36 protein-coding genes are annotated in these 24,324 nt (G+C 69.5%); 7 read left to right on the top strand and 29 right to left on the bottom strand.

Annotated features, from left to right (window positions below; all coding sequences use genetic code 11):
* Positions 1-128: 128 nt before the first annotated feature.
* The 23 genes from rplO to gdhA form a co-directional block, all read right to left on the bottom strand.
* Entirely contained in the window at positions 129-584 is a 456-nt protein-coding gene (gene rplO / locus ACFYNX_RS16565; protein ID WP_030687807.1) for a 50S ribosomal protein L15, read from the bottom strand.
* A 1-nt stretch (position 585) separates the two neighbouring features.
* A complete protein-coding gene (gene rpmD, locus ACFYNX_RS16560) occupies positions 586-768 on the bottom strand; it encodes a 50S ribosomal protein L30 (protein ID WP_015035589.1) in 183 nt (60 codons plus the stop codon).
* A complete protein-coding gene (rpsE, locus tag ACFYNX_RS16555) occupies positions 768-1,370 on the bottom strand; it encodes a 30S ribosomal protein S5 (RefSeq protein ID WP_015035588.1) in 603 nt (200 codons plus the stop codon). Before rpsE ends, rpmD begins: the two co-directional genes overlap by 1 nt.
* A gap of 45 nt (positions 1,371-1,415) precedes the next feature.
* Complete coding sequence (gene rplR, locus ACFYNX_RS16550; RefSeq protein ID WP_030209008.1) at positions 1,416-1,799, bottom strand: 50S ribosomal protein L18; 384 nt, start codon at positions 1,797-1,799, stop codon at positions 1,416-1,418.
* Between the two features lie 4 nt (positions 1,800-1,803).
* Positions 1,804-2,343, bottom strand: a complete 540-nt coding sequence (gene rplF / locus ACFYNX_RS16545; RefSeq protein ID WP_053646165.1) for a 50S ribosomal protein L6 — start codon at positions 2,341-2,343, stop codon at positions 1,804-1,806.
* Between the two features lie 21 nt (positions 2,344-2,364).
* Positions 2,365-2,763 (bottom strand): 30S ribosomal protein S8, encoded by a 399-nt coding sequence (rpsH, locus tag ACFYNX_RS16540; protein ID WP_030209003.1) that lies wholly within the window; start codon positions 2,761-2,763, stop codon positions 2,365-2,367.
* A 220-nt stretch (positions 2,764-2,983) separates the two neighbouring features.
* Positions 2,984-3,169, bottom strand: coding sequence for a type Z 30S ribosomal protein S14 (locus ACFYNX_RS16535; RefSeq protein WP_003948630.1), 186 nt, complete (start codon positions 3,167-3,169; stop codon positions 2,984-2,986).
* Positions 3,170-3,174: 5 nt separating this feature from the next.
* Positions 3,175-3,732 carry a 50S ribosomal protein L5 gene (gene rplE, locus ACFYNX_RS16530; RefSeq protein ID WP_104860432.1) on the bottom strand — a complete coding sequence of 186 codons (558 nt, stop codon included), beginning with the start codon at positions 3,730-3,732 and terminating at the stop codon, positions 3,175-3,177.
* A complete protein-coding gene (gene rplX / locus ACFYNX_RS16525; protein ID WP_030208998.1) occupies positions 3,729-4,040 on the bottom strand; it encodes a 50S ribosomal protein L24 in 312 nt (103 codons plus the stop codon). Before rplX ends, rplE begins: the two co-directional genes overlap by 4 nt.
* A 2-nt stretch (positions 4,041-4,042) precedes the next feature.
* The gene (gene rplN / locus ACFYNX_RS16520; RefSeq protein WP_003956455.1) at positions 4,043-4,411 is read right to left on the bottom strand and encodes a 50S ribosomal protein L14; all 369 of its coding nucleotides are present in this window, start codon (positions 4,409-4,411) and stop codon (positions 4,043-4,045) included.
* Between the two features lie 99 nt (positions 4,412-4,510).
* Positions 4,511-4,792, bottom strand: coding sequence for a 30S ribosomal protein S17 (gene rpsQ, locus ACFYNX_RS16515; protein ID WP_015035582.1), 282 nt, complete (start codon positions 4,790-4,792; stop codon positions 4,511-4,513).
* Positions 4,792-5,016: a 50S ribosomal protein L29 gene (gene rpmC, locus ACFYNX_RS16510; RefSeq protein ID WP_017239580.1), complete on the bottom strand. Its 225-nt coding sequence runs from the start codon at positions 5,014-5,016 to the stop codon at positions 4,792-4,794. The genes rpsQ and rpmC overlap by 1 nt, the downstream gene beginning before the upstream one ends.
* The gene (rplP, locus tag ACFYNX_RS16505; protein ID WP_015035580.1) at positions 5,016-5,435 is read right to left on the bottom strand and encodes a 50S ribosomal protein L16; all 420 of its coding nucleotides are present in this window, start codon (positions 5,433-5,435) and stop codon (positions 5,016-5,018) included. Before rplP ends, rpmC begins: the two co-directional genes overlap by 1 nt.
* A 5-nt stretch (positions 5,436-5,440) precedes the next feature.
* Entirely contained in the window at positions 5,441-6,292 is an 852-nt protein-coding gene (gene rpsC / locus ACFYNX_RS16500; protein ID WP_030214015.1) for a 30S ribosomal protein S3, read from the bottom strand.
* On the bottom strand, positions 6,292-6,639 hold the full coding sequence (gene rplV, locus ACFYNX_RS16495; protein WP_004571827.1) for a 50S ribosomal protein L22: 348 nt from the start codon (positions 6,637-6,639) through the stop codon (positions 6,292-6,294). Before rplV ends, rpsC begins: the two co-directional genes overlap by 1 nt.
* Positions 6,640-6,681: 42 nt before the next feature.
* A complete protein-coding gene (gene rpsS / locus ACFYNX_RS16490) occupies positions 6,682-6,963 on the bottom strand; it encodes a 30S ribosomal protein S19 (protein WP_015035577.1) in 282 nt (93 codons plus the stop codon).
* Between the two features lie 12 nt (positions 6,964-6,975).
* The gene (gene rplB, locus ACFYNX_RS16485; protein WP_030208986.1) at positions 6,976-7,812 is read right to left on the bottom strand and encodes a 50S ribosomal protein L2; all 837 of its coding nucleotides are present in this window, start codon (positions 7,810-7,812) and stop codon (positions 6,976-6,978) included.
* Between the two features lie 39 nt (positions 7,813-7,851).
* Complete coding sequence (gene rplW / locus ACFYNX_RS16480; protein WP_053646169.1) at positions 7,852-8,175, bottom strand: 50S ribosomal protein L23; 324 nt, start codon at positions 8,173-8,175, stop codon at positions 7,852-7,854.
* A complete protein-coding gene (gene rplD / locus ACFYNX_RS16475) occupies positions 8,175-8,825 on the bottom strand; it encodes a 50S ribosomal protein L4 (protein ID WP_125657895.1) in 651 nt (216 codons plus the stop codon). Before rplD ends, rplW begins: the two co-directional genes overlap by 1 nt.
* A 7-nt stretch (positions 8,826-8,832) precedes the next feature.
* A complete protein-coding gene (gene rplC, locus ACFYNX_RS16470) occupies positions 8,833-9,477 on the bottom strand; it encodes a 50S ribosomal protein L3 (protein ID WP_125657892.1) in 645 nt (214 codons plus the stop codon).
* Positions 9,478-9,490: 13 nt separating this feature from the next.
* Positions 9,491-9,799: a 30S ribosomal protein S10 gene (gene rpsJ, locus ACFYNX_RS16465; RefSeq protein ID WP_003948644.1), complete on the bottom strand. Its 309-nt coding sequence runs from the start codon at positions 9,797-9,799 to the stop codon at positions 9,491-9,493.
* A gap of 385 nt (positions 9,800-10,184) precedes the next feature.
* Entirely contained in the window at positions 10,185-10,913 is a 729-nt protein-coding gene (locus ACFYNX_RS16460; RefSeq protein ID WP_388662057.1) for a sigma factor-like helix-turn-helix DNA-binding protein, read from the bottom strand.
* A gap of 68 nt (positions 10,914-10,981) precedes the next feature.
* Positions 10,982-12,349, bottom strand: coding sequence for an NADP-specific glutamate dehydrogenase (gene gdhA / locus ACFYNX_RS16455; RefSeq protein WP_365542571.1), 1,368 nt, complete (start codon positions 12,347-12,349; stop codon positions 10,982-10,984).
* Positions 12,350-12,706: 357 nt separating this feature from the next.
* Between gdhA and ACFYNX_RS16450 the strand changes: the two genes are divergently transcribed.
* Entirely contained in the window at positions 12,707-14,695 is a 1,989-nt protein-coding gene (locus tag ACFYNX_RS16450) for a PIG-L family deacetylase (protein WP_388662055.1), read from the top strand.
* A gap of 132 nt (positions 14,696-14,827) precedes the next feature.
* Here the strand turns inward: ACFYNX_RS16450 and tuf are convergent, their stop codons facing one another.
* From tuf to ACFYNX_RS16425, 5 genes are all read right to left on the bottom strand, one after another.
* A complete protein-coding gene (gene tuf, locus ACFYNX_RS16445; protein ID WP_026058274.1) occupies positions 14,828-16,021 on the bottom strand; it encodes an elongation factor Tu in 1,194 nt (397 codons plus the stop codon).
* Positions 16,022-16,173: 152 nt separating this feature from the next.
* Positions 16,174-18,300 carry an elongation factor G gene (gene fusA / locus ACFYNX_RS16440; RefSeq protein ID WP_125657882.1) on the bottom strand — a complete coding sequence of 709 codons (2,127 nt, stop codon included), beginning with the start codon at positions 18,298-18,300 and terminating at the stop codon, positions 16,174-16,176.
* A 39-nt stretch (positions 18,301-18,339) separates the two neighbouring features.
* Positions 18,340-18,810, bottom strand: coding sequence for a 30S ribosomal protein S7 (rpsG, locus tag ACFYNX_RS16435; protein WP_015035567.1), 471 nt, complete (start codon positions 18,808-18,810; stop codon positions 18,340-18,342).
* A 2-nt stretch (positions 18,811-18,812) separates the two neighbouring features.
* Positions 18,813-19,184 carry a 30S ribosomal protein S12 gene (gene rpsL, locus ACFYNX_RS16430; protein WP_003948652.1) on the bottom strand — a complete coding sequence of 124 codons (372 nt, stop codon included), beginning with the start codon at positions 19,182-19,184 and terminating at the stop codon, positions 18,813-18,815.
* Between the two features lie 303 nt (positions 19,185-19,487).
* Positions 19,488-19,937, bottom strand: a complete 450-nt coding sequence (locus ACFYNX_RS16425; RefSeq protein WP_365542576.1) for a helix-turn-helix transcriptional regulator — start codon at positions 19,935-19,937, stop codon at positions 19,488-19,490.
* A 199-nt stretch (positions 19,938-20,136) separates the two neighbouring features.
* Between ACFYNX_RS16425 and ACFYNX_RS16420 the strand changes: the two genes are divergently transcribed.
* From ACFYNX_RS16420 to ACFYNX_RS16410, 3 genes are read left to right on the top strand one after another with little or no spacing between them, the layout of a single operon-like run.
* Positions 20,137-20,466: a WhiB family transcriptional regulator gene (locus ACFYNX_RS16420; protein ID WP_365542578.1), complete on the top strand. Its 330-nt coding sequence runs from the start codon at positions 20,137-20,139 to the stop codon at positions 20,464-20,466.
* Positions 20,459-21,292: a hypothetical protein gene (locus tag ACFYNX_RS16415; RefSeq protein WP_388662051.1), complete on the top strand. Its 834-nt coding sequence runs from the start codon at positions 20,459-20,461 to the stop codon at positions 21,290-21,292. Before ACFYNX_RS16420 ends, ACFYNX_RS16415 begins: the two co-directional genes overlap by 8 nt.
* On the top strand, positions 21,286-21,489 hold the full coding sequence (locus ACFYNX_RS16410) for a hypothetical protein (protein WP_388662049.1): 204 nt from the start codon (positions 21,286-21,288) through the stop codon (positions 21,487-21,489). Before ACFYNX_RS16415 ends, ACFYNX_RS16410 begins: the two co-directional genes overlap by 7 nt.
* 56 nt (positions 21,490-21,545) lie before the next feature.
* Here ACFYNX_RS16410 and ACFYNX_RS16405 read toward each other — a convergent pair whose 3' ends face one another.
* The gene (locus ACFYNX_RS16405; protein WP_365542582.1) at positions 21,546-22,373 is read right to left on the bottom strand and encodes a hypothetical protein; all 828 of its coding nucleotides are present in this window, start codon (positions 22,371-22,373) and stop codon (positions 21,546-21,548) included.
* A gap of 315 nt (positions 22,374-22,688) precedes the next feature.
* On the opposite strand from ACFYNX_RS16405, the gene ACFYNX_RS16400 reads away from it, so the two are divergent.
* The 3 genes from ACFYNX_RS16400 to ACFYNX_RS16390 all read left to right on the top strand — a co-directional run bounded on the left by ACFYNX_RS16400 (position 22,689) and on the right by ACFYNX_RS16390 (position 24,272).
* Positions 22,689-23,099 carry a hypothetical protein gene (locus ACFYNX_RS16400; protein ID WP_365542584.1) on the top strand — a complete coding sequence of 137 codons (411 nt, stop codon included), beginning with the start codon at positions 22,689-22,691 and terminating at the stop codon, positions 23,097-23,099.
* 182 nt (positions 23,100-23,281) lie between these two features.
* Complete coding sequence (locus ACFYNX_RS16395) at positions 23,282-23,893, top strand: phage tail protein (protein ID WP_388662047.1); 612 nt, start codon at positions 23,282-23,284, stop codon at positions 23,891-23,893.
* Positions 23,894-23,981: 88 nt separating this feature from the next.
* Positions 23,982-24,272, top strand: coding sequence for a hypothetical protein (locus ACFYNX_RS16390; protein ID WP_388662046.1), 291 nt, complete (start codon positions 23,982-23,984; stop codon positions 24,270-24,272).
* Positions 24,273-24,324: the final 52 nt, after the last annotated feature.

Below are 24,324 nucleotides of genomic sequence, written 5' to 3'. Positions count from 1 at the left end.
ATACCGCATGGAGCCTGGACAGTGCACGCCACCTTACCGGCGACCATGCCCCCCTAGGAACGACCAACCGGGGATGCCCCTTTTGAGAGGCATCCCCGGTCGGATGTTCAGGCCATCGAGCGGTCGTCTCAGACGAGCTCGGTGACGGTGCCGCCGGCGGCGGCGATCTTCTCCTTGGCGGAGCCGGAGACGGCGTCGACCGTCACCTGCAGCGCCACGGAGACCTCGCCCTGGCCCAGGACCTTGACGAGCTGGTTCTTGCGAACGGCACCCTTGGCGACCAGATCGGCCACCGTGACCTCGCCACCCTGCGGGTAGAGCGCGGTCAGCTTGTCCAGGTTCACGACCTGGTACTCGGTGCGGAAGGGGTTCTTGAAGCCCTTCAGCTTCGGGAGGCGCATGTGGAGGGGCATCTGCCCGCCCTCGAAGCGCTCCGGAACCTGGTAGCGGGCCTTCGTGCCCTTCGTACCACGACCGGCCGTCTTACCCTTCGACGCCTCACCGCGACCCACACGGGTCTTCGCGGTCTTGGCGCCGGGGGCGGGACGGAGGTTGTGGGCCTTCAGCGGGTTGTTCTCCGCCATGTCAGTCAACCTCCTCGACCGTCACGAGGTGGCGGACGGTGTGCACCATGCCGCGGAACTCGGGGCGGTCCTCCTTGACAACCACGTCGTTGACCTTCTTGAGGCCGAGCGAGCGCAGGGTGTCGCGGTGGTTCTGCTTGCTGCCGATGTACGACTTCGTCTGCGTGACCTTGAGGCGAGCCATTACGCACCCGCCCCGGCACGCGCACGGAGCAGAGCCGCGGGGGCGACGTCCTCGAGGGGCAGACCGCGGCGGGCCGCGATCTCCTCGGGACGCTGCAGGCCCTTGAGGGCCTCCACGGTCGCGTGCACGATGTTGATCGCGTTGTCGGAGCCGAGCGACTTCGACAGGATGTCGTGAACGCCGGCGCACTCGAGGACGGCGCGCACCGGGCCACCGGCGATCACACCGGTACCGGGGGAAGCCGGCTTGAGCAGGACGACGCCCGCGGCCTTCTCGCCCTGGATCGGGTGAGGGATGGTGCCCTGGATGCGGGGAACCTTGAAGAAGTTCTTCTTGGCTTCCTCGACGCCCTTGGCGATGGCCGCGGGAACTTCCTTGGCCTTGCCGTAACCGACACCTACGGTGCCGTCACCGTCGCCCACCACGACCAGCGCGGTGAAGCTGAAGCGACGACCACCCTTGACAACCTTGGCGACGCGGTTGATCGCGACGACGCGCTCAACGTACGCGGTCTTCTCGGCGGCAGCGCCACCGTCGCGGCCCTTCCGGTCCCGCCGCTCGCCGCCACCGGCACCGCTTCCGCGGCGCTGGGGTCCAGCCATTGGATTACCTCTCTCTGTTACGTCCGTTAGTCCCGGAACCGGGGCTTAGAACTTCAGCCCGGCTTCGCGGGCGGCGTCAGCCAGAGCGGCAATGCGCCCGGCGTACCTGTTGCCACCACGGTCGAACACGACAGCCTCGACGCCGGCGGCCTTGGCGCGCTCGGCGACCAGGGAACCGACCTGCTTGGCCTTCGCGGACTTGTCGCCCTCGCCACCGCGGATCGACGCGTCCAGGGTCGACGCCGACGCAAGGGTGTGACCCTTGAGGTCGTCGATGACCTGAGCGGTGATGCCGCGGTTGGAACGCGTCACGACGAGGCGCGGACGCTCCGCCGTACCCGACACGTTCTTGCGGATGCGGATGTGGCGGCGCTTCTTGGCGGCGCCCTTGTAGGCGTCGCCCTTGGCGATCTTCACACCGTATGCCATGGCTTTACTTACCAGCCTTTCCGACCTTGCGGCGGATGACCTCGCCCGCGTACTTGACGCCCTTGGCCTTGTACGGGTCGGGCTTGCGCAGCTTGCGGATGTTGGCGGCGACCTCGCCGACCTTCTGCTTGTCGATGCCCTCGACCGAGAACTTGGTCGGCGACTCGACCTTGAACGAGATGCCCTCGGGCGCCTCGACCAGGATCGGGTGGCTGTAACCGAGCTGGAACTCCAGGTTGGAGCCCTTCGCGGCGACGCGGTAACCGACACCGCTGATCTCGAGCGCCTTGACGTAACCCTGGGTCACACCGGTGATCATGTTGGCCACCAGCGTGCGGGACAGGCCGTGGAGGGCCTTGTTCTGACGCTCGTCGTTCGGGCGGGTGACGTTGAGAACGCCGTCCTCACCCTTCACGATCTCGATCGGCGCGGCGACGGTGTGGTTCAGGGTGCCCTTGGAACCCTTCACCGTGACCGTGCGGCCCTCGATGGTGACGTCCACGCCGGCGGGAACCTGGATAGGCAGCTTGCCAATACGCGACATTAGCTATTCCTCCGTTCCCGACTACCAGACGTAGGCGAGGACTTCCCCACCTACGCCCTTCTTGCCTGCCTGCTGGCCGGTCAGGAGACCGTGGGACGTGGAGATGATCGCCACGCCCAGGCCGCCGAGGACCTTCGGCAGGTTGGTGGACTTCGCGTAGACCCGGAGGCCGGGCTTCGAGATCCGCTTGATGCCCGCGATGGAGCGCTCACGGTTCGGACCGAACTTGAGCTCGAGGACGAGGTTCTTGCCGACCTCGGCGTCCTCGACCTTCCAGCCCGTGATGAAGCCCTCCTGCTGGAGGATCTCCGCGATGTGAGACTTGATCTTGCTGTGCGGCATCGTCACGGTGTCGTGGTATGCCGAGTTCGCGTTACGCAGACGAGTCAGCATGTCCGCGATCGGATCAGTCATGGTCATGAATTGGCCTTCGGCCTCTCTCGCCGGGGTTTCCAGTGCGCCATCCCTCTCCCCACACAGGGGCGGGACGGGTGCGGCGCGGGGACCTACGGCGTAGTAAGTCGTACGGGCGGCGGACGCCCAACCCCACCAGCCTACGGCATGACGGGGGTGGGCCTCCGCCGGCCCAATGCTTACCGAGAGTCTCCGGAACTCCTGACGCCCAAAGGGCGAGAGGGAGTTACCAGGAGCTCTTGGTCACGCCCGGCAGCTCGCCACGGTGAGCCATCTCACGGAGGCACACGCGGCACAGGCCGAACTTGCGGTACACGGAGTGGGGACGACCACAGCGCTGGCAGCGCGTGTAGCCGCGCACGCCGAACTTGGGCTTGCGGGCAGCCTTCGCGATGAGAGCCTTCTTCGCCATCTCGCTTACGCCTCCTTGAACGGGAAGCCGAGGTGACGCAGAAGGGCACGGCCCTCGTCGTCGTTGGTCGCCGTGGTCACCACGGTGATGTCCATACCCCGGACACGGTCGATCTTGTCCTGGTCGATCTCGTGGAACATGACCTGCTCCGTGAGACCGAAGGTGTAGTTGCCACGGCCGTCGAACTGCTTGGGGGACAGGCCGCGGAAGTCGCGGATGCGCGGGAGCGCGAGCGACAGGGTGCGGTCCAGGAACTCCCACATGCGGTCGCCACGGAGCGTGACGTGGGCGCCGATCGGCTGGCCCTCGCGGAGCTTGAACTGCGCGATGGACTTGCGGGCCTTCGTGACGGCCGGCTTCTGACCGGTGATCGTCGTGAGGTCGCGGATCGCGCCGTCGATCAGCTTCGAGTCACGGGCGGCGTCGCCGACACCCATGTTGACCACGATCTTCACGAGACCGGGGATCTGCATGACGTTCTCGTAGGAGAACTCCTCACGCAGCTTGCCCGCGATCTCCTCGCGGTACTTCGTCTTGAGACGCGGAGTGGTGGTAGCCATCAGATGTCCTCACCCGTCCGCTTGGCAACGCGGATCTTGTTGCCCTCGTCGTCGAAGCGGTAACCGACACGCGTGACGACCTTCTTGCCGTCCTTCTCCACGACGAGCTGAACGTTGCTCACGTGGATCGGGGCCTCGGTCGTCACGATGCCGCCGGCCTGCGAGGGGCCGGCCTTGGTGTGCTTCTTGACCCGGTTGACACCCTCGACGAGGACGCGGTTCTCGCGGGGGAAGGCCGTGACGACCTTGCCCTGCTTGCCCTTGTCCTTACCGGTGATGACCTGGACCAGGTCGCCCTTCTTGATCTTCATGCTTACAGCACCTCCGGCGCGAGCGAGATGATCTTCATGAACTTCTTCTCGCGCAGCTCACGGCCGACCGGGCCGAAGATACGGGTGCCACGAGGGTCGCCGTCGTTCTTGAGAATGACGGCGGCGTTCTCGTCGAAGCGGATGTACGAGCCGTCCTGGCGGCGGCGCTCCTTGACGGTGCGAACGATGACCGCCTTGACGACGTCACCCTTCTTCACGTTGCCACCGGGGATCGCGTCCTTGACGGTGGCGACGATGACGTCACCGATGCCCGCGTAGCGGCGACCCGAGCCACCGAGAACACGGATGCAAAGGATCTCCTTGGCACCAGTGTTGTCGGCGACACGCAGTCGCGACTCCTGCTGGATCACGTCTATCTCCTGATTGTCTGCCGGTTCCCGGCCGGGGCTTCACGAGGAAGCCCCGGCCGAGCCTGGCGGAACTGAACCTAAGGGAAACCCCCTAGGTGATTACTTGGCCTTCTCGAGGATCTCGATGACGCGCCAGTGCTTCGTGGCGGACAGCTTCCGGGTCTCCATCAGGAGGACGCGGTCGCCGATGCCGGCAGCGTTCTGCTCGTCGTGAGCCTTGAGCTTGTTCGTACGGCGGATGACCTTGCCGTACAGCGCGTGCTTGACGCGGTCCTCGACAGCGACGACGACGGTCTTGTCCATCTTGTCGCTGACGACCAGGCCCTCGCGGACCTTGCGAGCGTTGCGCTCGGTCTTCTCAGTCACGTTGCTCTCGCTCATCAGGCGTTCTCCACCGTCTCGATGCCCAGCTCACGCTCACGCATCAGGGTGTAGATCCGGGCGATGTCCTTACGGACGGACTTGAGCCGACCGTGGTTCTCGAGCTGACCCGTCGCCGCCTGGAAGCGGAGGTTGAACAGCTCTTCCTTGGCCTCGCGGAGCTTGTTGAGAAGCTCCTCGTTGCCCAGCTCGCGCAGCTCGGACGCCTTGGTACCGGCCGACATCACAGCTCACCTGCTTCGCGCTTCACGATCTTGCACTTCATCGGCAGCTTGTGGGCCGCACGGGTCAGGGCCTCGCGCGCGATCTTCTCGTTCGGGTAGGACAGTTCGAACATCACCCGACCCGGCTTGACGTTCGCGATCCACCACTCCGGAGAACCCTTACCGGAACCCATGCGGGTCTCGGCGGGCTTCTTCGTCAGCGGGCGGTCCGGGTAGATGTTGATCCAGACCTTGCCGCCACGCTTGATGTGGCGGGTCATCGCGATACGGGCCGCCTCGATCTGGCGGTTGGTCACGTACGCCGGCGTGAGGGCCTGGATGCCGTACTCGCCGAACGCGACCTGCGTACCACCCTTGCTCATGCCCGAGCGCTTGGGGTGGTGCTGCTTGCGGTGCTTGACCCTACGGGGGATCAGCATGTCGGTCAGGCCTCCGTTCCGGTGCTCTCAGCCGGAGCGGCAGCGGCGGCGGGAGCGTCGGCCTTGGGGGCCTCCGCAGCCGGCGCGGACTGCTGCTGCGGCTTGCGGCCGCGGCCGCCACGCTCGCCACCGCGGCCACCACGGCCGGCGGGACGGTCGCCAGCGCCACCCGCACCACGGGCCGGGCGGTTACCCGCACGGGCCGCGGCGTTCTCGGCGCGGACCTCGGCGATGTTCTTGACGTCGCCCTTGTAGATCCAGACCTTCACGCCGATGCGGCCGAAGGTCGTCTTGGCCTCGAAGAAGCCGTAGTCGACGTTCGCGCGGAGCGTGTGCAGGGGCACGCGGCCCTCGCGGTAGAACTCCGAGCGGGACATCTCGGCGCCGCCGAGACGACCGCCGCACTGGATCTTGATGCCCTTGGCGCCGGCCTTCATCGTGCCCTGCATGCTCTTGCGCATGGCACGACGGAAGGAGACGCGGGAGGAGAGCTGCTCGGCGACGGCCTGAGCGACAAGCTGGGCGTCCATCTCGGGGTTCTTGACCTCGAGGATGTTGAGCTGGACCTGCTTGCCCGTGAGCTTCTCGAGGTCGCCGCGGATGCGGTCGGCCTCGGCGCCACGACGGCCGATGACGATGCCGGGACGCGCGGTGTGGATGTCCACACGCACACGGTCACGGGTGCGCTCGATCTCCACCTTCGAGATGCCGGCGCGCTCCATGCCGGACGTCATCATCCGGCGGATGGCGACGTCTTCCTTGACGTAGTCCTTGTACAGCTTGTCGGCGTACCAGCGGGACTTGAAGTCCGTGGTGATGCCGAGCCGGAACCCATGCGGGTTAACCTTCTGGCCCATTACCGGGTTCCTTCCTTGCTGCTGACGACCACGGTGATGTGGCTGGTCCGCTTACGGATCCGGTAGGCACGGCCCTGAGCACGCGGACGGAACCGCTTCAGGGTCGGGCCCTCATCCACGTACGCCTCGCTGATGACCAGCGAAGAGGCGTCAGTGTGGTCGTAGTTGTGCGCGGCGTTGGCGATGGCGCTGTCCAGCACCTTGCCAACCGGCACGCTCGCGGCCTGCGGGGCGAAACGCAGGACCGCCTGAGCCTCCGTGGCGTCCATGCCACGGATAAGGTCCACCACGCGGCGGGCCTTCATGGGCGTGACGCGGATGTACCGCGCCTGGGCCCTGGCTTCCATGGTTGTCCTTCCAGTGTCTGTCATGGTCATTCCACCCCGCTACTAGCGGCGCTTCGACTTCCGGTCGTCCTTCACGTGACCCCGGAAGGTGCGCGTCGGCGAGAACTCGCCGAGCTTGTGGCCGACCATCGACTCGGTGACAAACACCGGAATGTGGGTCTTGCCGTTGTGCACCGCGATCGTGTGGCCGAGCATGGCCGGGATGATCATCGAGCGACGGGACCAGGTCTTGATGACGTTCTTGGTACCGGCTTCGTTCTGGGCGTCCACCTTCTTGACGAGGTGGCCGTCGACGAAGGGTCCCTTCTTGAGACTGCGCGGCATCTAAACCCGCTCCTAGCGCTTCTTGTTCGTCTTGCGGCGGCGGACGATGTACTTGTTCGAAGCCTTCTTCGGCGAACGAGTACGACCCTCCTTCTGACCCCACGGGGAGACCGGGTGGCGACCACCGGAGGTCTTGCCCTCACCACCACCGTGCGGGTGGTCGACCGGGTTCATCGCCACACCGCGGACGGTCGGGCGAACACCCAGCCAGCGCTTACGGCCGGCCTTGCCCCAGTTGATGTTCGACTGCTCGGCGTTGCCGACCTCGCCGATGGTGGCGCGGCAGCGGGCGTCGACCAGACGGATCTCGCCGGAGGGCATGCGGAGGTGGGCCATCGTGCCCTCCTTCGCGAGGAGCTGCACGGAGGCACCGGCCGAGCGCGCGAACTTGGCGCCGCCACCGGGACGGAGCTCGATCGCGTGGATCGTGGTACCGACCGGGATGTTGCGGAGCGCCAGGTTGTTGCCGGGCTTGATGTCGGCGCCGGGGCCGTTCTCGACGCGGTCACCCTGCGTCAGACCCTTGGGGGCGATGATGTAGCGCTTCTCGCCGTCCACGTAGTGGAGCAGCGCGATGCGCGCGGTGCGGTTGGGGTCGTACTCGATGTGAGCGACCTTGGCCGGCACGCCGTCCTTGTCGTGACGACGGAAGTCGATCACGCGGTAGGCGCGCTTGTGGCCACCGCCCTGGTGACGGACGGTCACACGACCGGTGTTGTTACGGCCGCCCTTGCTGTGCAGGGGGCGGACCAGCGACTTCTCCGGCGTGGACCGCGTGATCTCGACGAAGTCGGCTACGGAGGAGCCACGACGGCCCGGCGTAGTCGGCTTGTACTTGCGGATACCCATTTCTCAGTCCTCGTCCGATATCGGACGACTCGACCGCCGTCAGGCGGTCGGGCCGCCGAAGATGTCGATTCGGTTGCCCTCAGCAAGGGTCACGATGGCGCGCTTGGTGTCCTTGCGCTTGCCGAAACCGGCCTTGGTCCGCTTGCGCTTCCCCTGGCGGTTGATCGTGTTGACCCCGGTGACCTTGACCGAGAAGACCGCCTCGACGGCCTGCTTGATCTGGGTCTTGTTGGAGCCGGGCGCGACGATGAACGTGTACTTGTTCTCGTCGAGCAGGGCGTAGCTCTTCTCCGAGACGACCGGCTTGACGAGGATGTCACGCGGGTCCGAGAAGGTCTTGCTGGTGACGACGGCCTCGCTCATCAGGCGTCGCTCCCTTCGGTCTCAGCGGTCTGGGGGCCAGACACGAAGGACTCGAGGGCGGCCTTGGTGAAGACCACGTCGTCGGAGACGATCACGTCGTACGTGTTGAGCTGGCCCGGCTCCAGGATGTGCACCTGGGGCAGGTTACGAGCGGACAGCCACGCGGCCTCGTCGGAGCGCTCGGCGACCAGGAGCAGGTTCTTGCGCTCCGAGATCTTGCCGAACAGCGTCTTGGCGGCCTTGGTGGAGACCTCGCCCTCGACCACGCCGGTGACGACGTGGATGCGGGAGTGGTTCGCCCGGTCCGAGAGGGCACCGCGGAGGGCGGCGGCCTTCATCTTCTTCGGGGTCCGCTGGGAGTAGTCACGCGGCTGCGGGCCGTGGACGACGCCACCACCGGCGAACTGCGGGGCGCGGGTCGAACCCTGACGGGCGCGGCCGGTGCCCTTCTGGCGGTAAGGCTTCTTGCCACCACCGCGGACTTCGCCACGGGTCTTGGTCTTGTGCGTGCCCTGACGGGCCGCGGCCAACTGCGCGACGACGACCTGGTGGATCAGCGGAACGCTGACCTTCGCGCCGAAGATCTCCTCGGGGAGCTCGACGGTCCCGGCCTTGTCGCCTGCCGGCGAAAGGATGTCAATGGTGCTCATCGGTTCCTCAAACCCCCTTGGCCGCGGTGCGGACCAGGACGAGGCCACCGTTGGGGCCGGGGACGGCGCCCTTGATGAGCAGCAGACCCTTCTCGGCGTCAACGGCGTGGACGGTCAGGTTCTGGGTGGTCACACGCTCGTTGCCCATGCGACCGGCCATGCGCATGCCCTTGAAGACACGGCCCGGAGTGGCGCAGCCACCGATGGAACCGGGCTTGCGGTGCACGCGGTGGGCACCGTGCGAGGCCTTGCCACCACGGAAGTTGTGGCGCTTCATCGCACCGGCGAAGCCCTTGCCCTTGCTCTTGCCGGTGACGTCGACCTTCACGCCGGCCTCGAAGACCTCGGCGGTGATCTCCTGGCCGAGCGTGTACTCGGAGGCGTCAGCGGTGCGGAGCTCCACCAGGTGGCGGCGCGGGGTGACGTCGGCCTTGGCGAAGTGGCCCTTGAGGGGCTTGTTCACCTTGCGCGGGTCGATCTCGCCGAAGGCGATCTGGACCGACTCGTAGCCGTCGCTGTCGTTCGTGCGGACCTGGGTGACGACATTCGGGCCGGCCTTGACGACGGTCACCGGGACGACCCGGTTGTTCTCGTCCCAGACCTGCGTCATGCCGAGCTTCTCGCCCAGGATGCCCTTGATGTTCTTAGCCATCTCGCGCGTCACCTCAGAGCTTGATCTCGATGTCGACGCCCGCCGGCAGGTCGAGACGCATGAGCGAGTCGACCGTCTTCGGCGTGGGGTCGAGGATGTCGATGAGGCGCTTGTGCGTGCGCATCTCGAAGTGCTCGCGCGAGTCCTTGTACTTGTGCGGCGACTTGATGACGCAGTACACGTTCTTCTCAGTGGGCAGCGGCACCGGGCCCGCGACCGACGCACCAGTGCGGGTCACCGTCTCGACGATCTTCTTCGCCGAGGAGTCGATGACCTCGTGGTCGTAGGCCTTGAGCCGGATGCGGATCTTCTGTCCCGCCATGGCTACTAGTAGTCCTTTGTCTCGTAACGCTCTGGACTCGGGGGCTCTCGTGACTCCGCCTCCGACCCACGCGGTCGGGCGTGTCGCGCTCCCTCTACGCAGAAGTCCCTGAGGACTTCCCAACCAAGGGGGCGCGGTCCCGAGAACCGCGAGCCGGGGGCAGAACACCCACCGAGTGCCTGGCCGGTACCCCGCTGACGCTTCCCAGAAGATTCCCGTACGTCCGCTCCTGAGAAGGAGCGACGAGTACTGTGGGACTCGCTTCCGGTCCTCCCGACGGGAGGCGCGCAGCATCGGCACTCAACCGAGCAACCCCGACAGTCTGCCACACGGGGCCATCCGGCCGCCAATCGGGGTCCAAGACTGTACCCCACGTCACGTACACCTATGCGCCGGGGCGCACGCTTCGACGCCGCGCGCCCCGCCCCCCGCCCGGCAGGGACCGGTCCAGCAGCCGGGCGAGCCGGGCCGCCTCGGCCGCGTGTCCCCGGTCGTGGACGAAGCGGAGCACGGACCGCACCTCGGCGAGGCGGGCCGCGCGCTCCTCCCCCACGGGCAGGGCCCTCGCCCAGCCCCCCTCCACGATCGTCCGCCGAGCCCGGGCCACGTACCGCTCCAGGGTCTCCTCGGGCAGGTCGAAGAAGGCGGCGACCCGCGCGGGACCGAGGCCGCCGACGACGCGCAGGACGAGCGCGGTCCGGGCGGCCCGGGGCAGGTCCAGGTGGCAGCAGAGCAGGAACAGCGAGAGCGGCCCCTCCCAGACGTCCTCCCCCGGAGCGCCCCGCCCCGCGTACGCCAGGATCGCGCGGTCCGTGAGGGCCGGGGCCCCGGCCTCGCCGCGCCGGTCCGCCTCCGCGCGGCGCACCCGGTCGATCAGCGCGCCGACGGCGGTGGTGAGCAGCCGACTGCGCTCGTAGGAGGGGATCCCCCGCTCGGGCCACTCCCGGGCCGCCGCGACCAGGACCTCCTGGAAGACCCCCTCGCAGAGGTCGAAGTCGCCGAACCGGCCCACGAAGGCGGCGAGGACCTCCGGCGCGCACGCGCGCAGCAGGTCCTCGACCTCCTCCGGCCCGGCCGCACGCCGGAGGAAGACGTCCTCGTCACCGTGCCCCATCCCGGACGCTCCCTCCCCCGGCCCCCGCGGACCCGTCGTACGGACGCACGCGTGTGCGTGCGTACGGATCAGATGACGCCCTGCGCCAGCATCGCCTCGGCGACCCGCTCGAAGCCCGCGATGTTGGCCCCGGTGACGTAGTCGCCCGGCGCGCCGTAGCGCTCGGCCGTCTCGTGGCAGGCGGTGTGGATCGAGGTCATGATCCCGGCGAGCTCCGCCTCCACCCTCTCCGCGCTCCAGGACGTGCGGGAGTGGTTCTGGGCCATCTCCAGGGCGCTGACGGCGACGCCGCCCGCGTTGGCGGCCTTGCCCGGACCGAAGGCGACGCCGGCCCGCTGGAACAGGTGGACCGCCCCGGCCGTCGTGGGCATGTTGGCGCCCTCGGAGACGGCCTTCACGCCGTTGCGGACCAGGGTCGCCGCGTCGTCCTCATCCAGCTCGTTCTGCGTCGCGGAGGGCAGGGCGACGTCGGCGGGGACCTCCCAGACACGGCCGCCGGGCACGAAGCGCGCGGAGGCGCCCCGGCGTTCGGCGTAGTCGGCGACCCGGCCGCGCTCGACCTCCTTGATCCGCTTCAGCAGGTCGAGGTCGATGCCCTTGTCGTCGTACACATAACCGCTGGAGTCGGAGCAGGTGAGCGGGTTGGCGCCGAGGGCGAGGAGCTTCTCGATCGTATACAGCGCCACGTTGCCCGAGCCGGAGACGACGGCGGTCTGGCCCTCCAGGTCCTCGCCGCGCTCGCGGAGCATCGCCGCCGCGAAGAGCACGCTGCCGTAGCCGGTGGCCTCCGGGCGGATCGCGGAGCCGCCCCAGCCCGTGCCCTTGCCGGTGAGGACGCCGGCCTCCCAGCGGTTGGTGATCCGCCGGTACTGGCCGAAGAGGTAGCCGATCTCCCGGCCGCCGACGCCGATGTCACCGGCCGGCACGTCGGTGTGCTCGCCGAGGTGCCGGTACAGCTCGGTCATGAACGACTGGCAGAACCGCATGACCTCGGCGTCGCTGCGGCCGCGCGGGTCGAAGTCGCTGCCGCCCTTGCCGCCGCCGATGCCGAGTCCGGTCAGGGCGTTCTTGAAGATCTGCTCGAAGCCGAGGAACTTGACGATGCCCAGGTTGACGGAGGGATGGAAGCGCAGGCCGCCCTTGTACGGGCCGAGCGCGCTGTTGAACTCGACGCGGAAGCCCCGGTCGACGTGCGTCCGGCCCCGGTCGTCCTGCCACGGCACCCGGAAGACGATCTGGCGCTCCGGCTCGACGAGCCGCTCCAGGAGCCCCGGCTCGGCGAACTCGGGCCGGGCCGCGAGCACCGGGGCGAGGCTGTCGAGCACCTCGTGGACCGCCTGGTGGAACTCGGGCTGCGCCGGATTGCGGTGTTCGATCTCGGCGCGCAGGGCGTCGAGGGTGGAGCGGGCGGACTGCGGGTCGGGTCGGTTCGACACGTGGAACCCCCTTCTGGCACGGCTGTACGCCGGCGGAGAACCGGGTGGGAGCGCTCGGCGCCGTTGCCGCGCGCGCGGGAGGTGAGGACGGCCGCTCCGGGACTCCGTCGTCCCCGCCGCCGTGCTCACTGTTACATCCATGTGAATGCAAGCACCAGTAAGCAGATGCCCGGGTCCGCCATCCGAGACGCCCGCCGGCCCCGCCGCGCCCGCGCGCCCCCTCGTACGCGCCCGCGCGCACGCCCCTCGCACCCACCCGCACCCGCCTGCGCACACGCACAACCTCTTCGCACAGATGTCCGTCTTACAGACGTCCGTTTCCGCCGTCCCGGAGACCGCCGAGCGAAGGGCCCCGCAGTGCAGCACGTCCGACCCCGCCGCCGGGCGGTGCTCACCGCCGCCCTCGCCGTCACCGCGGCCGCCGCCGGGTGCTCCGTACCGGAGCCGCGCCGGAGCGCGCCGACCGCCGATCCGGCGCCGGGGAAGCCGATCGCGTCGGCACGGGCCCGCCGGGCGCTCCTGATGCAGTTCGCCGCGCACCCGGACGACGACCTGTACTTCATGAACCCGGACGCGCAGCGGCTGTTCGACGCGGGCGTCCCGCTCGTCTCCGTGTACGTGACGGCCGGCGAGCACACCGGCGTGAACCGGATCGCGGGGATGCCCGGGACGCCACCGGACCGGGCCGCCTACTCCGCCGCCCGCCACCAGGGCCTGCGCCAGTCGTACGCGGCGGCGCTCGGCCTGCCGCTGTTCACCCCGTGGAAGCGGGGCACGCTGGCGCTCCCCGGCGGCCGGCGGGCCGAGGTCGACGTCCTCGCACACGGCGGGCGCCGGGTCGAGCTGGTCTTCCTCAACCTGCCGATGCACACCCCCCGCCGGTACACGGCCCTGCCCGCGCTCTGGGAGGACCGCGCCCTGGAGCTGCGCACCCACCTGCCGGCCGGCTCCCCCGTCACCCGGGCCGACACCTACGACTACGACGGCCTGGTCGGCGTCCTGGCCGGGCTGCTCGCCCGCTACCGGCCCACCGTGGTGCACACCCTGGACCCCGACCCGGACGTCCAGCACAGCGACGAGGCCACCCGGCGGCGGGACTCCGAGCAGCCCGGCTACGCCGACCACGGGGACCACACGGCGGTCGCCTGCTTCACCTGGGCGGCGCTGTGCCGCCGGGTCTCGGACGCGGTCCGGGACGGCGAGCCGATACCGGCGTTCACCACGACGGCCTTCCGCGGCTACTACAACCGGCACTGGCCCAAGAACCTCCCGCCGGGGGTCCTGGCGGAGAAGGCGGCCCGGCTCGTCCCGTACGGCGGCGACCCCTCCTGGCCGTGCGGGAACCCCTCGGGCTGCGGCGACTACGGCGTCGGCGGCGACCGCCCGCTGACCAACCGCAAGGGCTGGGTCCGCTCCACCCACCACCGCTGGCCCGGCGCCCGCCCGGCCCTCGCCGAGGAGCCGGACGGCCGGCTCGCGGCGTACGGGGTCCTGGGCCTGCGCGCGGTCCGCTGGCGCGAGTCGGCGCCCGGCGGCGCCTGGGGCGAGCCGGAGGACCTCGGCGGCGGCCCGCTCGTCCCGGCGCTCGGCTCCGCGGTCCTGCCCGACGGGCGGGTGCTGCTCCTCGGGGTGCGGTTCGCCGCGCTCGACGGGCACGGCGGCGCCAACCGGCGCGAGGTGGTGCTCCTCGAACAGCGCTCCCCCGGCGGCCCGTTCCTCGCCTGGCGGGGCCTGGGGAACCCGGAGCGCGGGGACGACCGGGGGCGCCGGCTCGGCTCCCCGGTGGCGGTCGCGGCCCCCGACGGCCGGGTCCACCTCTTCGTGCGGAACGCGGACAAGCGCCTCTCGACCCGGGTCCGGGCGGTGGACGGCTCCTGGGGCCCCTGGCGGACGCTCCCCGGGACCGCCGAGGTCCAGGACGGCCCGGCCGTCTCGGTGGACGCCGCGGGCCGCGTCCACGTGTACGCGGCGGGCCGGGAGTCCGTACGGCACTGGGTGGACGGACGGGAGCGGACGGGGCGGCTGCCGCTCTCCGGCTCCACGGTGGCGAGCGCGGGCGGCGAGCTGTTCCACCGGCCCCCGGCGGACGCGCGGCTGCTCGGCCCGGCCGGCGACGCCGGTCTCGACGGGTACGGGGAGGTGGTCGCCGCGCGGTCGGCGGCGCTCGGCACGGTCCTGCTCGGCACGGACCCGCGCGGCCGCGCGGTGGTGCGGGCCGGCGGCCGGACCCGGGTCCGTACGGCGAAGGGCGGGGCGGCGGCCCCGGCCGCGCTGCACCTGGGGGCGCGGGGCGCGACCGTGGTGGGGCTCGGCGCGGACGGACGCCCGTGGAGCTGGAGGCCGTAGCGGAACCGACGGCCCCGGGAACGCGAGGACCTCGAAGAAAGCCCCGGGAACGCGAGGAGGCCCCGCACCTTTCGGTGCGGGGCCTCCCCCTACTGCTCGGCGACTCCTGCGAGTCACCAGGTCAGTTCAAGATCAGGCGGTGATCTTGACGACCTGGCCGGCGCCGACGGTCCGGCCACCCTCACGGATGGCGAACTTCAGGCCCTCCTCCATGGCGATGGGCTGGATCAGCTCGACGCTCATGGCGGTGTTGTCGCCCGGCATGACCATCTCGGTGCCCTCGGGGAGGGTCACGACGCCGGTCACGTCCGTGGTACGGAAGTAGAACTGCGGGCGGTAGTTGTTGAAGAACGGGGTGTGACGGCCACCCTCGTCCTTCGACAGGATGTAGGCCTGGGCCTCGAAGTTCGTGTGCGGCGTGACCGAACCCGGCTTGATGATGACCTGGCCGCGCTCGACGTCCTCGCGCTTGATGCCACGGAGGAGCAGACCGACGTTCTCACCGGCCTGGCCCTCGTCGAGCAGCTTGCGGAACATCTCGATACCGGTGACCGTGGTGGTGGTCTTCTCGGTCTTGATGCCGATGATGTCGACGGTCTCGTTGACCTTGAGGATGCCGCGCTCGATACGACCGGTGACGACGGTGCCACGACCGGTGATCGTGAAGACGTCCTCGATCGGCATCAGGAACGGCTTGTCGACGTCACGCTCGGGCTGCGGGATGGACTCGTCCACCGCGTGCATGAGGCCGAGGAGCTTCTCGCCCCACTCCTTGTCGCCCTCGAGCGCCTTGAGCGCCGAGACGCGGACGACCGGCAGGTCGTCGCCCGGGAACTCGTACTCGGAGAGGAGCTCACGCACCTCGAGCTCGACGAGCTCCAGGATCTCCTCGTCGTCCACCATGTCGGCCTTGTTCAGGGCGACGACGATGTACGGAACGCCGACCTGGCGGGCCAGGAGCACGTGCTCCTTGGTCTGCGGCATCGGGCCGTCGGTGGCGGCGACCACGAGGATGGCGCCGTCCATCTGCGCCGCACCCGTGATCATGTTCTTGATGTAGTCCGCGTGACCGGGGCAGTCGACGTGGGCGTAGTGACGCGACTCGGTCTGGTACTCGACGTGCGCGATCGAGATGGTGATACCGCGCTGGCGCTCCTCGGGAGCCTTGTCGATCTGGTCGAAGGCCGAGGCCTCGTTCAGGTCCGGGTACGCGTCGTGCAGCACCTTGGTAATGGCGGCCGTGAGGGTCGTCTTACCGTGGTCGATGTGACCGATGGTGCCGATGTTGACGTGCGGCTTAGTCCGCTCGAACTTCGCCTTCGCCACGGGGGTCCTCCTGGAGAGTGGTTCTGTACGCCTTGCTCATCGGCGCCAGGTGATCTTTGCTGGGATGCCATCCGCCGGGGACCGGATTCCTCGGGTCTCGGGGGCCGAGCCCCGGCGTCTGGTGTCAAGCCTAAAGCGTGAACTCGGGAGAGTTACTCGCCCTTGGCCTTCGCGATGATCTCCTCGGCGACGTTCCGGGGAACCTCGGCGTAGGAGTCGAACTGCATCGAGTAGCTTGCGCGACCCGAGGTCTTGCTGCGGAGGTCTCCGACGTAGCCGAACATCTCCGAAAGGGGCACGAGGCCCTTCACGACGCGAGCGCCGCTGCGCTCCTCCATGGCCTGGATCTGACCACGGCGGGAGTTGATGTCGCCGATGACCTCACCCATGTAGTCCTCGGGCGTGGTGACCTCGACGGACATCATGGGCTCGAGAATGACCGGCGAAGCCTTCCGCGCGGCCTCCTTGAAGGCCTGCGAACCGGCGATCTTGAACGCGAGCTCGGAGGAGTCGACCTCGTGGTAGCCACCGTCGAGAAGAATGACGCGGACGCCGGTCATCTCGTAGCCGGCCAGGATGCCGAACTGCATGGCCTCCTGCGCACCCGCGTCGACCGAAGGGATGTACTCCTTCGGGATGCGGCCACCGGTGACCTTGTTCACGAACTCGTAGGAGGCGTCGCCACCCTCGATGGGCTCGATCGCGATCTGCACCTTGGCGAACTGACCGGTACCACCGGTCTGCTTCTTGTGGGTGTAGTCCACGCGCTCGACGGTCTTGCGGATCGTCTCGCGGTACGCGACCTGCGGCTTGCCGACGTTCGCCTCGACCTTGAACTCGCGACGCATGCGGTCGACGAGGATGTCGAGGTGGAGCTCGCCCATGCCACCGATGATGGTCTGGCCGGTCTCCTCGTCCGAGTGGACCTGGAAGGAGGGGTCCTCCTCCGCGAGACGCTGGATGGCGACACCCAGCTTCTCCTGGTCACCCTTGGACTTGGGCTCGATGGCGACCTGGATGACCGGCGCCGGGAAGTCCATGGACTCCAGGATGACCGGGTTCTTCTCGTCGCACAGCGTCTCACCGGTGGTGGTCTGCTTGAGGCCCATGACGGCGACGATGTCGCCGGCGCCCACCGAGTCGATCTCCTCACGCTTGTTCGCGTGCATGCGGTAGATCTTGCCGATGCGCTCCTTCTTGCCCTTGACGGAGTTCAGCACCGCGGTGCCGGCCTCCAGGCGACCGGAGTAGATCCGGACGAAGGTGAGCTTGCCGAGGTGCGGGTCGCTCGCGATCTTGAACGCGAGGGCCGACAGCGGCTCCTCGTCGGACGGCTTGCGCCGGACGACGACCTCGGGGTCCTTGACGTCCTGGCCCTCGATGGCCTCGACGTCCAGGGGCGAGGGGAGGTAGCGCACGACCGCGTCGAGCAGGGGCTGAACGCCCTTGTTCTTGAAGGCGGTGCCGCAGAACACGGGGGTGACCGTGGTGTCGCCGCCCTTGCCGGAGGCGATGGTGATGCGACGGACGGCCGCGTAGATCTGCTCCTCGGTGGGCTCGACGCCCTCCAGGAACAGCTCCATGAGCTCCTCGTCGTTCTCCGCGACGGTCTCGACCAGCTTGCCGCGGTACTCCTCGGCCAGCTCGGCCAGGTCGGCCGGGATGTCGACGATGTCGTACATCTCACCCTTGCTGGCCTCGGCGGACCAGACGAGCGCCTTCATGCGGACGAGGTCGACGACGCCCTGGAAGTCGGCCTCGGCACCGATCGGGAGCTGCATGACGATCGGGGTGGCGCCGAGGCGGCCCACGATCATGTCGACGCAGCGCAGGAAGTCGGCGCCGGTGCGGTCGAGCTTGTTGACGAAGCAGATGCGCGGAACGCCGTAGCGGTCCGCCTGACGCCAGACGGTCTCGGACTGGGGCTCGACACCGGCCACACCGTCGAACACGGTGACAGCACCGTCGAGCACGCGCAGCGAACGCTCCACCTCGACGGTGAAGTCGACGTGGCCCGGCGTGTCGATGATGTTGATCGTGTGATCGACATTCTCGAGCGGCCAGTGGCAGGTCGTCGCGGCGGACGTGATCGTGATGCCGCGCTCCTGCTCCTGCTCCATCCAGTCCATCGTGGCAGCGCCGTCGTGGACTTCACCGATCTTGTACGAGACACCGGTGTAGAACAGGATCCGCTCGGTGGTGGTCGTCTTGCCCGCGTCGATGTGAGCCATGATGCCGATGTTGCGCACCTTGGCAAGGTCAAGCGAAGTGGTAGCCATATCGGCTCAGTCTTCTCTCGGTCTCGATGTGGGTTGCGACTACCAGCGGTAGTGCGCGAAGGCCTTGTTGGACTCGGCCATCTTGTGCGTGTCCTCGCGCTTCTTGACGGCAGCACCGAGGCCGTTCGAGGCGTCGAGGAGCTCGTTCATGAGGCGCTCGGTCATGGTCTTCTCGCGACGGGCGCGGGAGTAACCGACGAGCCAGCGGAGGGCGAGCGTGGACGCGCGGCCCGGCTTGACCTCGATCGGCACCTGGTAGGTGGCGCCACCGACACGGCGGGACTTGACCTCGAGGGCCGGCTTGACGTTCTCCAGCGCGCGCTTCAGCGTGATGACCGGGTCCTGGCCGGTCTTCTCGCGAAGACCCTCCATGGCGCCGTACACGATGCGCTCGGCGGTGGAACGCTTGCCGTCCAGCAGGATCTTGTTGATCAGCGAGGTGACAAGAGGAGAGCTGTAGACCGGGTCGATGATGACCGGGCGCTTCGGGGCGGGGCCCTTACGAGGCATTCTTACTTCTCCTTCTTGGCGCCGTAGCGGCTGCGAGCCTGCTTACGGTTCTTGACGCCCTGCGTGTCGAGGGAACCGCGGATGATCTTGTAGCGAACACCCGGCAGGTCCTTCACACGGCCACCGCGCACGAGCACGATGGAGTGCTCCTGCAGGTTGTGACCCTCACCCGGGATGTAGGCCGTGACCTCGATGCCGGAGGTCAGACGCACACGCGCGACCTTACGGAGCGCCGAGTTCGGCTTCTTCGGGGTGGTCGTGAACACACGCGTGCAGACGCCGCGACGCTGAGGGGAACCCTCGAGTGCGGGCGTCTTGTTCTTCTCGACCTTGTCCTGCCGGCCCTTACGGACCAGCTGCTGGATCGTAGGCACTACTTCTCCGGTTTCTGTGTGCCGTCGGTACAACTAACCTGGAACAGTCACCGACCCACGCGGTCGGGTGTGTCGAATCCTGCGGACCCCCGCCGGAAGCGGAAAGAACGGCGCGGATCACGGTGGCCGGTCTCGGACTCGTACAGCGGCTGTAGACACGCGCACGAGCCCGGGCACACCCCAGGCACAAGGTCTGAGCGTACCTATCGCACGGACTCCGGTCAAAACAAATGCGAGGCGGGGAAGGGCCCGGCCGGTGTCGGCCGGGCCCGGGTGACGACGACCGGAGCGAACGGGCGCCGGTCAGTCCCGCGCGACGCGGCGCGACTCGGCGGTCCCGCCGACACCGGGAGTCTCCCCGTCGGGCTCCAGGAACTGGTTCACGACTTTGACGAAGACGCCCATCCGCTCGTCGGGCACGCCCAGCCAGCGGGCGAAGTCCTCCAGGGAGGGCTGCCAGTCGCCGGCCGGGAGCAGGTCCGACGCCATCGGGAGTTCCTCGGGGGTCACGCGGCCGGACCGGATCAGCATGTCGCGGACGGAGACGCCGAGCAGCGGGGCGATCCTGCGCATGGTCTCCAGATCCGGCATGCTCTGCCGCTGGAGCAGTCGCGTCACGGCGGCGCGGTGCACGCCGGCCTCGTCCGCGATCCGGGACTTCCCGCCGCCGCGCGGGCTGTCGATGTCGTAACCGCGCTGTCTCATCAGGCCTTCGACCCAGCCTGCGAACGCGTCGAGCCCTTGGGTGCTCATGTGTCTACCACTCCCTCACTCCCCACCCTCCGGGTCCCACACTTTAGCGTGCTTGCGCGCACGGAATTACCTGATTTCGACGACGCAATCGTGTTGAACCGGTGAAGAACGGCGCGGAGGGCGGCTCGAATTTAGTTGCGCGCCCGCACGCAACGTGTCACTCTGGCTCGCCGCCGCACCCGTCGGCCCCCTAAGCCCCATGAGTCCCACCGGTCCCATGGCGTCCCGGCGGCCCCCGACCGTGGAGAACACCTTGTTCCAGCCCGAACCGTCCCCCTGGCAGGCCTCCGCCGCGTGCGCCGGCCTCTCCCCGTCCGTCGTCTTCGCCCGCCGCGCCCAGGAGGCGGCCCCGGCCCTGCGGGCCTGCGCCGACTGCCCCGTGCGCCGCGAGTGCGAGGCGGCGGTCGCCCCGGCCGAGAGCTACTTCGACGGCGTCTGCGCGGGCCGCCTCTGGCGCAACGGGCGTCCGGCGGACGCGCGGCGCGTGGCCAAGGCGGTCGCCCGGGTGGGCGGGGGCCGCCGTGGCTGACCGCACCGCGTCCGGTGCCGGGCCGGCGCGCGACGAGCGCGCCACCGAGTCCGTGCTGCGGGACATCGCGCTCTGGACCGCTTCCCTGGTACGGCAGTTCCCGGAGCTCTCCGAGGAGCTGGCGCCCGGCCGCCGCTCCCCCTCCGGCGCCGCACCCGCCGTCCCGCCGCCGGGACACGACGAGTTGGTCCGCCAGGAGCGGCGCGAGGCGCTGCTCCTGGAGCAGCGGCACGGACTCGCCGTCCCGGGCCACGGCGCCGCCCCGATCCGCCTCCACGTCTCCGACGCCATCCGGGACGTCACCGACGGCGTGGTGGAGCTGGAGGAGGCGGTCCGCGCCCGGCTCTCCCTGGCGCGACCGCCCCGGGCCGGGGTGATCGAACGCCTCCGGCGGATCGTCGGCCTCCTCGACCCGATCGCCGCGCACCCGGACCTGGCCCGGCACGTCCGGGACGAGATCCGCAGGATGGCCCGGCGCTGCGCCCGGACGCTGGGCGACGCGGAGACGGTCGTCCGGGTGTCGGGTCGCTGCCCCTGGTGCGACTCGGTGTCGCTGCGGGCGTTCCCGGACCGGCGCGCGGTGCTGTGCGTCAACCCGGCCTGCCTGTGTACGGACCCGGTGTGCGGCTGCCAGGACGACCCCGCCTACCGGCACCTGTGGCCGGAGCGGGAGTGGGAGGAACTCGCGGCCGCCTCCGGATCCCGTACGGAGGAGATCGAGGCGGCGATGGACACGGACACCGCGCCGGACGCGGTGAGGAGCGCCCCGCGCGCGACGACGAACGACGCGCGGACGACGAACGACACGGAGGAGACCTCGTGCTGAGCTCACCCGCCCTGCCGGCCCTGATCCCGGGACCGCTCGCCGCCGAGGAGGCGGGGGTCGCCCCCGCGACCATCCGCAAGTGGGTCCAGCTCGGCCACCTCAGGGCGGCCGGCAAGGCGGGCCGGGCGCAGCTCTTCCGCCTGGAGGACGTCTTCGCGGCGGAACGGGCGGCCCGTCGCCGCCCCCGCACCGTCTGACCCTCCGCCCGCCCGCACGAAGCGCCCCGCGTCCCCTCCGGACGCGGGGCGCTTCGTCATGCCGCCAGGAAGGCGCGGAGGGAGCGGACCAGGGCTTCCGCGAAGCGCTCGCGGACCGCCGGGTCGACGTGGTCCAGGGAGAGGTACGGGTTGAGGTCCTCCAGCTCGACGAGGAGCAGCCCGCCCTCCCGGGTACGGCAGGCGTCGACGCGCTGGACGCCGTGGTCGAGGGTGTTCCAGTCGACGAAGCGGCGCGCGAAGCCGAGGTCGCCGGCAGTGGGCTCGTACGGCTCCAGGACCCAGCGCCGCTCGGGGTCGGGGGCGTACAGGGCGTACTGGAAGAGGTCGTCCACGAAGTAGAAGGAGACCTCGTACCGGAAGTCGACGCGCGGCTGGACGAGGACCTCGCCGTACGCGAGGCCGGCGAGGTCCTCGTACGGCACGAAGCGCAGTCCTATGGAGTCGGCGCCGGTCTTGGGCTTGACCGCGTACAGCGCGGCGTCCGGCAGCCGGTCCAGGTCCTCGGGCCGGTCGACGGTGGGGATGACGGGGTGTCCGGCGGCGGTGAGGTCGAGCAGGTACTGCTTGCCGGCCATGTCCCCGCGGCCGTGCAGCGGGTTGTAGACGCGGACGCCGAGGGCGGTGGCCCGCGCGCGGAAGGCCTCGTACTCCTCCCGGTAGTGGAGGACGGGGCCGCTGTTGCGGACGACGACGGCGTCGAAGCCCTCCATGAGGGCAGCGGCGTCGAGCGGGTGGCAGAGGGCCAGGTCGAAGTCCTCGCGCAGCCGGGCGGTGAGGTGGACGTCCTCGTCGCCGTAGCGCCGGCCCCGGGCGGGATAGGCGAGGTCGGTGACGTAGAGCAGGCGGGGGCGGTCGGCGGGCACGGGCGGCTCCCTGGTTCGGTGGCGGTCAACCTACCGGGGCGGTGCGGCACGGCTTTCGGCGCGGCACGGCTTCCGTACGCCACGGCTTCCGGCGCGTCACAGCCCCCGTACGCCCCGCGTGCGGCAAGTCACCCACAGAACTAGTTGCGTGCGCGCACGCTCCCTGTCACAGTTGGTGCAGCGGCGGAGCTGCGCCCGCGGGTCGGGACACGGCTCCGCCGTCCGCCGTCCGGGCGCGCCACCGCGCCCCTCCCCCTCCCGCCGGGGCGCCCCGGGCGGCACCCCGTCCCGCTCCCCCTCCCGAGGAGACCCGTCATGACCACTCCCCCGAGTGCGTTCCCGGACGTCGAGAAGCTGGTCGTCGACGTCCTCAAGGCCGACCCCGCCCTGGCCGGCGCGACCGTCGCGGTCAACGCGCCGGCCGGCTTCGACGGCACGCAGAGCGCCGTCCTGGTGAACCGCCGCGGCGGCGCCTGGATCGGCGACCTGCACGTCGACATGCCGCTGATCGAGTTCGAGGTGTACGGGCCGACCAAGAACGCCGCCCACCTCCTCGCCAACGCGGCCCGGCGGGCGCTGCTCGCCACCATCGGCAAGCAGATCGGCACCGGCAATGTCGTCCACGACGTGGAGGAGCAGGACGGGCCGCGCTGGCTGCCCGACTACCTCTACCGGGGCGCCAACCGCTACCTCTGCGTCATCCGCCTCTCCCTGAGCGTCTTCTAGCCGCACCCGCCTCTCGCGGAGCGTCTCCCAGCCGCTCGCCGGGCGTCCGACCGGGCCGCTCACGGCCCCTCCCCGGACCGCCCGCCCCACAGACCAGGCCCCGCCGTCCGGCGGGGCCTTTGCCGTACCCGGGTCCCACGCCCGGAGCGGCGCCCTCACCCCCTCACAAGGAGAAACCCACCATGGCAGGAAACAACTCCGCCGAGATCCGCGTCGCCGGTACCGGAAAGCTCTACGTGGCGGAGGCCGGCACCTCCGCCCCGGCCACCTTCGGCACCGACGCCGCGGCCGACTGGACCGGCGCGGGCTGGAAGGACCTCGGCTTCACCTCCGGCGACGGCGTCACGTTCTCGAAGAAGGACAAGCTGGAGGCCATCGACTCGTGGCAGTCGGTCTCCCCGGTCCACTACATCTACTCCAGCCGTGACCTCTCGCTGAAGTTCTCGCTGCTCCAGTTCAACGAGGACACGCTGCCCTTCTTCATGGGCGGCGACGCCGTCAAGGCGGAGCCGACCCCGGCGGTCGACACCTACCGGTACGAGATCGCCGAGCGTCCGTTCGCGGACGTCCGCGCCCTCGGCCTGGAGTTCACCGACGTCAAGGCCGGCGGCACGACCGCGGTGCGGTACCGCTTCATCATCCCGCGCGGCCAGGTCACCGCCACCGACGACATCAAGCTGGCCCGCAAGGCGGCGTCCCAGCTCGGCATCACCTTCAGCGCGATGTCGAAGGGCGACGGCAAGCCGCTGGCGACCTTCCTCATGAAGGACGGCCAGTACTCCGCGACCGTCTGATCCCTCTCCACCCGGGGCGGGACGGCGCACCGCCGCCCGCCCCGCCCCCTCTCCTCCTCATCCACCCGACCAAGGAGTACGCATCACCATGGCCCGTTTCGACGTCAACGCCGCCCGCGCCCAGCGACAGGAGGCCCACGGCCGCAAGTGGTCCTTCGAACTGGACGGCGAGACCTACACCCTTCCGACCGAGCTGAGCCGCGCGACCGCCAAGGGGCTGCGCAAGCTCGACGACAACGACGTCGACGGCCTGCTCGCGCTCCTGATGGGCGAGGAGCAGTTCACCCGCTTCGAGCAGCACGACGTCACCGTGCAGGACGTGGCCGCCATCCTGGAGGCCTACGGCAAGGAGACCGGGCTCGGCCTGGGGGAAGACTGAGCCTCGTCGAGTTCGTCGACGAACACGCCGAGGCCCTCGAGGCGGACCTGCT

The organism is Streptomyces sp. NPDC007872 (assembly GCF_042868165.1).
Taxonomy (GTDB): Bacteria; Actinomycetota; Actinomycetes; order Streptomycetales; family Streptomycetaceae; genus Streptomyces.
Note: the sequence above shows the minus strand (reverse complement) of the source record. Positions and strands in the feature narration are given on the sequence as shown.

What these genes read in the sequence shown, in the direction of transcription:
- rplV (WP_004571827.1), bottom strand. Translation starts at nt 6,639, where the DNA reads ATGGAAGCCAGGGCCCAGGCGCGGTACATCCGCGTCACGCCCATGAAG.
- rplP (WP_015035580.1), bottom strand. Translation starts at nt 5,435, where the DNA reads ATGCTGATCCCCCGTAGGGTCAAGCACCGCAAGCAGCACCACCCCAAG.
- ACFYNX_RS16390 (WP_388662046.1), top strand. Translation starts at nt 23,982, where the DNA reads ATGGCCCGTTTCGACGTCAACGCCGCCCGCGCCCAGCGACAGGAGGCC.
- ACFYNX_RS16420 (WP_365542578.1), top strand. Translation starts at nt 20,137, where the DNA reads ATGAGTCCCACCGGTCCCATGGCGTCCCGGCGGCCCCCGACCGTGGAG.
- rplW (WP_053646169.1), bottom strand. Translation starts at nt 8,175, where the DNA reads ATGAGCGAGGCCGTCGTCACCAGCAAGACCTTCTCGGACCCGCGTGAC.
- rpsC (WP_030214015.1), bottom strand. Translation starts at nt 6,292, where the DNA reads ATGGGCCAGAAGGTTAACCCGCATGGGTTCCGGCTCGGCATCACCACG.
- rplX (WP_030208998.1), bottom strand. Translation starts at nt 4,040, where the DNA reads ATGAAGATCAAGAAGGGCGACCTGGTCCAGGTCATCACCGGTAAGGAC.
- ACFYNX_RS16460 (WP_388662057.1), bottom strand. Translation starts at nt 10,913, where the DNA reads ATGGGGCACGGTGACGAGGACGTCTTCCTCCGGCGTGCGGCCGGGCCG.
- rpsG (WP_015035567.1), bottom strand. Translation starts at nt 18,810, where the DNA reads ATGCCTCGTAAGGGCCCCGCCCCGAAGCGCCCGGTCATCATCGACCCG.
- ACFYNX_RS16535 (WP_003948630.1), bottom strand. Translation starts at nt 3,169, where the DNA reads ATGGCGAAGAAGGCTCTCATCGCGAAGGCTGCCCGCAAGCCCAAGTTC.
- ACFYNX_RS16425 (WP_365542576.1), bottom strand. Translation starts at nt 19,937, where the DNA reads ATGAGCACCCAAGGGCTCGACGCGTTCGCAGGCTGGGTCGAAGGCCTG.
- fusA (WP_125657882.1), bottom strand. Translation starts at nt 18,300, where the DNA reads ATGGCTACCACTTCGCTTGACCTTGCCAAGGTGCGCAACATCGGCATC.
- rplO (WP_030687807.1), bottom strand. Translation starts at nt 584, where the DNA reads ATGGCGGAGAACAACCCGCTGAAGGCCCACAACCTCCGTCCCGCCCCC.
- rpmD (WP_015035589.1), bottom strand. Translation starts at nt 768, where the DNA reads ATGGCTCGCCTCAAGGTCACGCAGACGAAGTCGTACATCGGCAGCAAG.
- rpsS (WP_015035577.1), bottom strand. Translation starts at nt 6,963, where the DNA reads ATGCCGCGCAGTCTCAAGAAGGGACCCTTCGTCGACGGCCACCTCGTC.
- rplB (WP_030208986.1), bottom strand. Translation starts at nt 7,812, where the DNA reads ATGGGTATCCGCAAGTACAAGCCGACTACGCCGGGCCGTCGTGGCTCC.
- ACFYNX_RS16395 (WP_388662047.1), top strand. Translation starts at nt 23,282, where the DNA reads ATGGCAGGAAACAACTCCGCCGAGATCCGCGTCGCCGGTACCGGAAAG.
- rplC (WP_125657892.1), bottom strand. Translation starts at nt 9,477, where the DNA reads ATGGCTAAGAACATCAAGGGCATCCTGGGCGAGAAGCTCGGCATGACG.
- ACFYNX_RS16400 (WP_365542584.1), top strand. Translation starts at nt 22,689, where the DNA reads ATGACCACTCCCCCGAGTGCGTTCCCGGACGTCGAGAAGCTGGTCGTC.
- rpsJ (WP_003948644.1), bottom strand. Translation starts at nt 9,799, where the DNA reads ATGGCGGGACAGAAGATCCGCATCCGGCTCAAGGCCTACGACCACGAG.
- rplR (WP_030209008.1), bottom strand. Translation starts at nt 1,799, where the DNA reads ATGGCATACGGTGTGAAGATCGCCAAGGGCGACGCCTACAAGGGCGCC.
- rpmC (WP_017239580.1), bottom strand. Translation starts at nt 5,016, where the DNA reads ATGTCGGCCGGTACCAAGGCGTCCGAGCTGCGCGAGCTGGGCAACGAG.
- rplF (WP_053646165.1), bottom strand. Translation starts at nt 2,343, where the DNA reads ATGTCGCGTATTGGCAAGCTGCCTATCCAGGTTCCCGCCGGCGTGGAC.
- rpsE (WP_015035588.1), bottom strand. Translation starts at nt 1,370, where the DNA reads ATGGCTGGACCCCAGCGCCGCGGAAGCGGTGCCGGTGGCGGCGAGCGG.
- rplD (WP_125657895.1), bottom strand. Translation starts at nt 8,825, where the DNA reads ATGAGCACCATTGACATCCTTTCGCCGGCAGGCGACAAGGCCGGGACC.
- rpsQ (WP_015035582.1), bottom strand. Translation starts at nt 4,792, where the DNA reads ATGAGCGAGAGCAACGTGACTGAGAAGACCGAGCGCAACGCTCGCAAG.
- rpsH (WP_030209003.1), bottom strand. Translation starts at nt 2,763, where the DNA reads ATGACCATGACTGATCCGATCGCGGACATGCTGACTCGTCTGCGTAAC.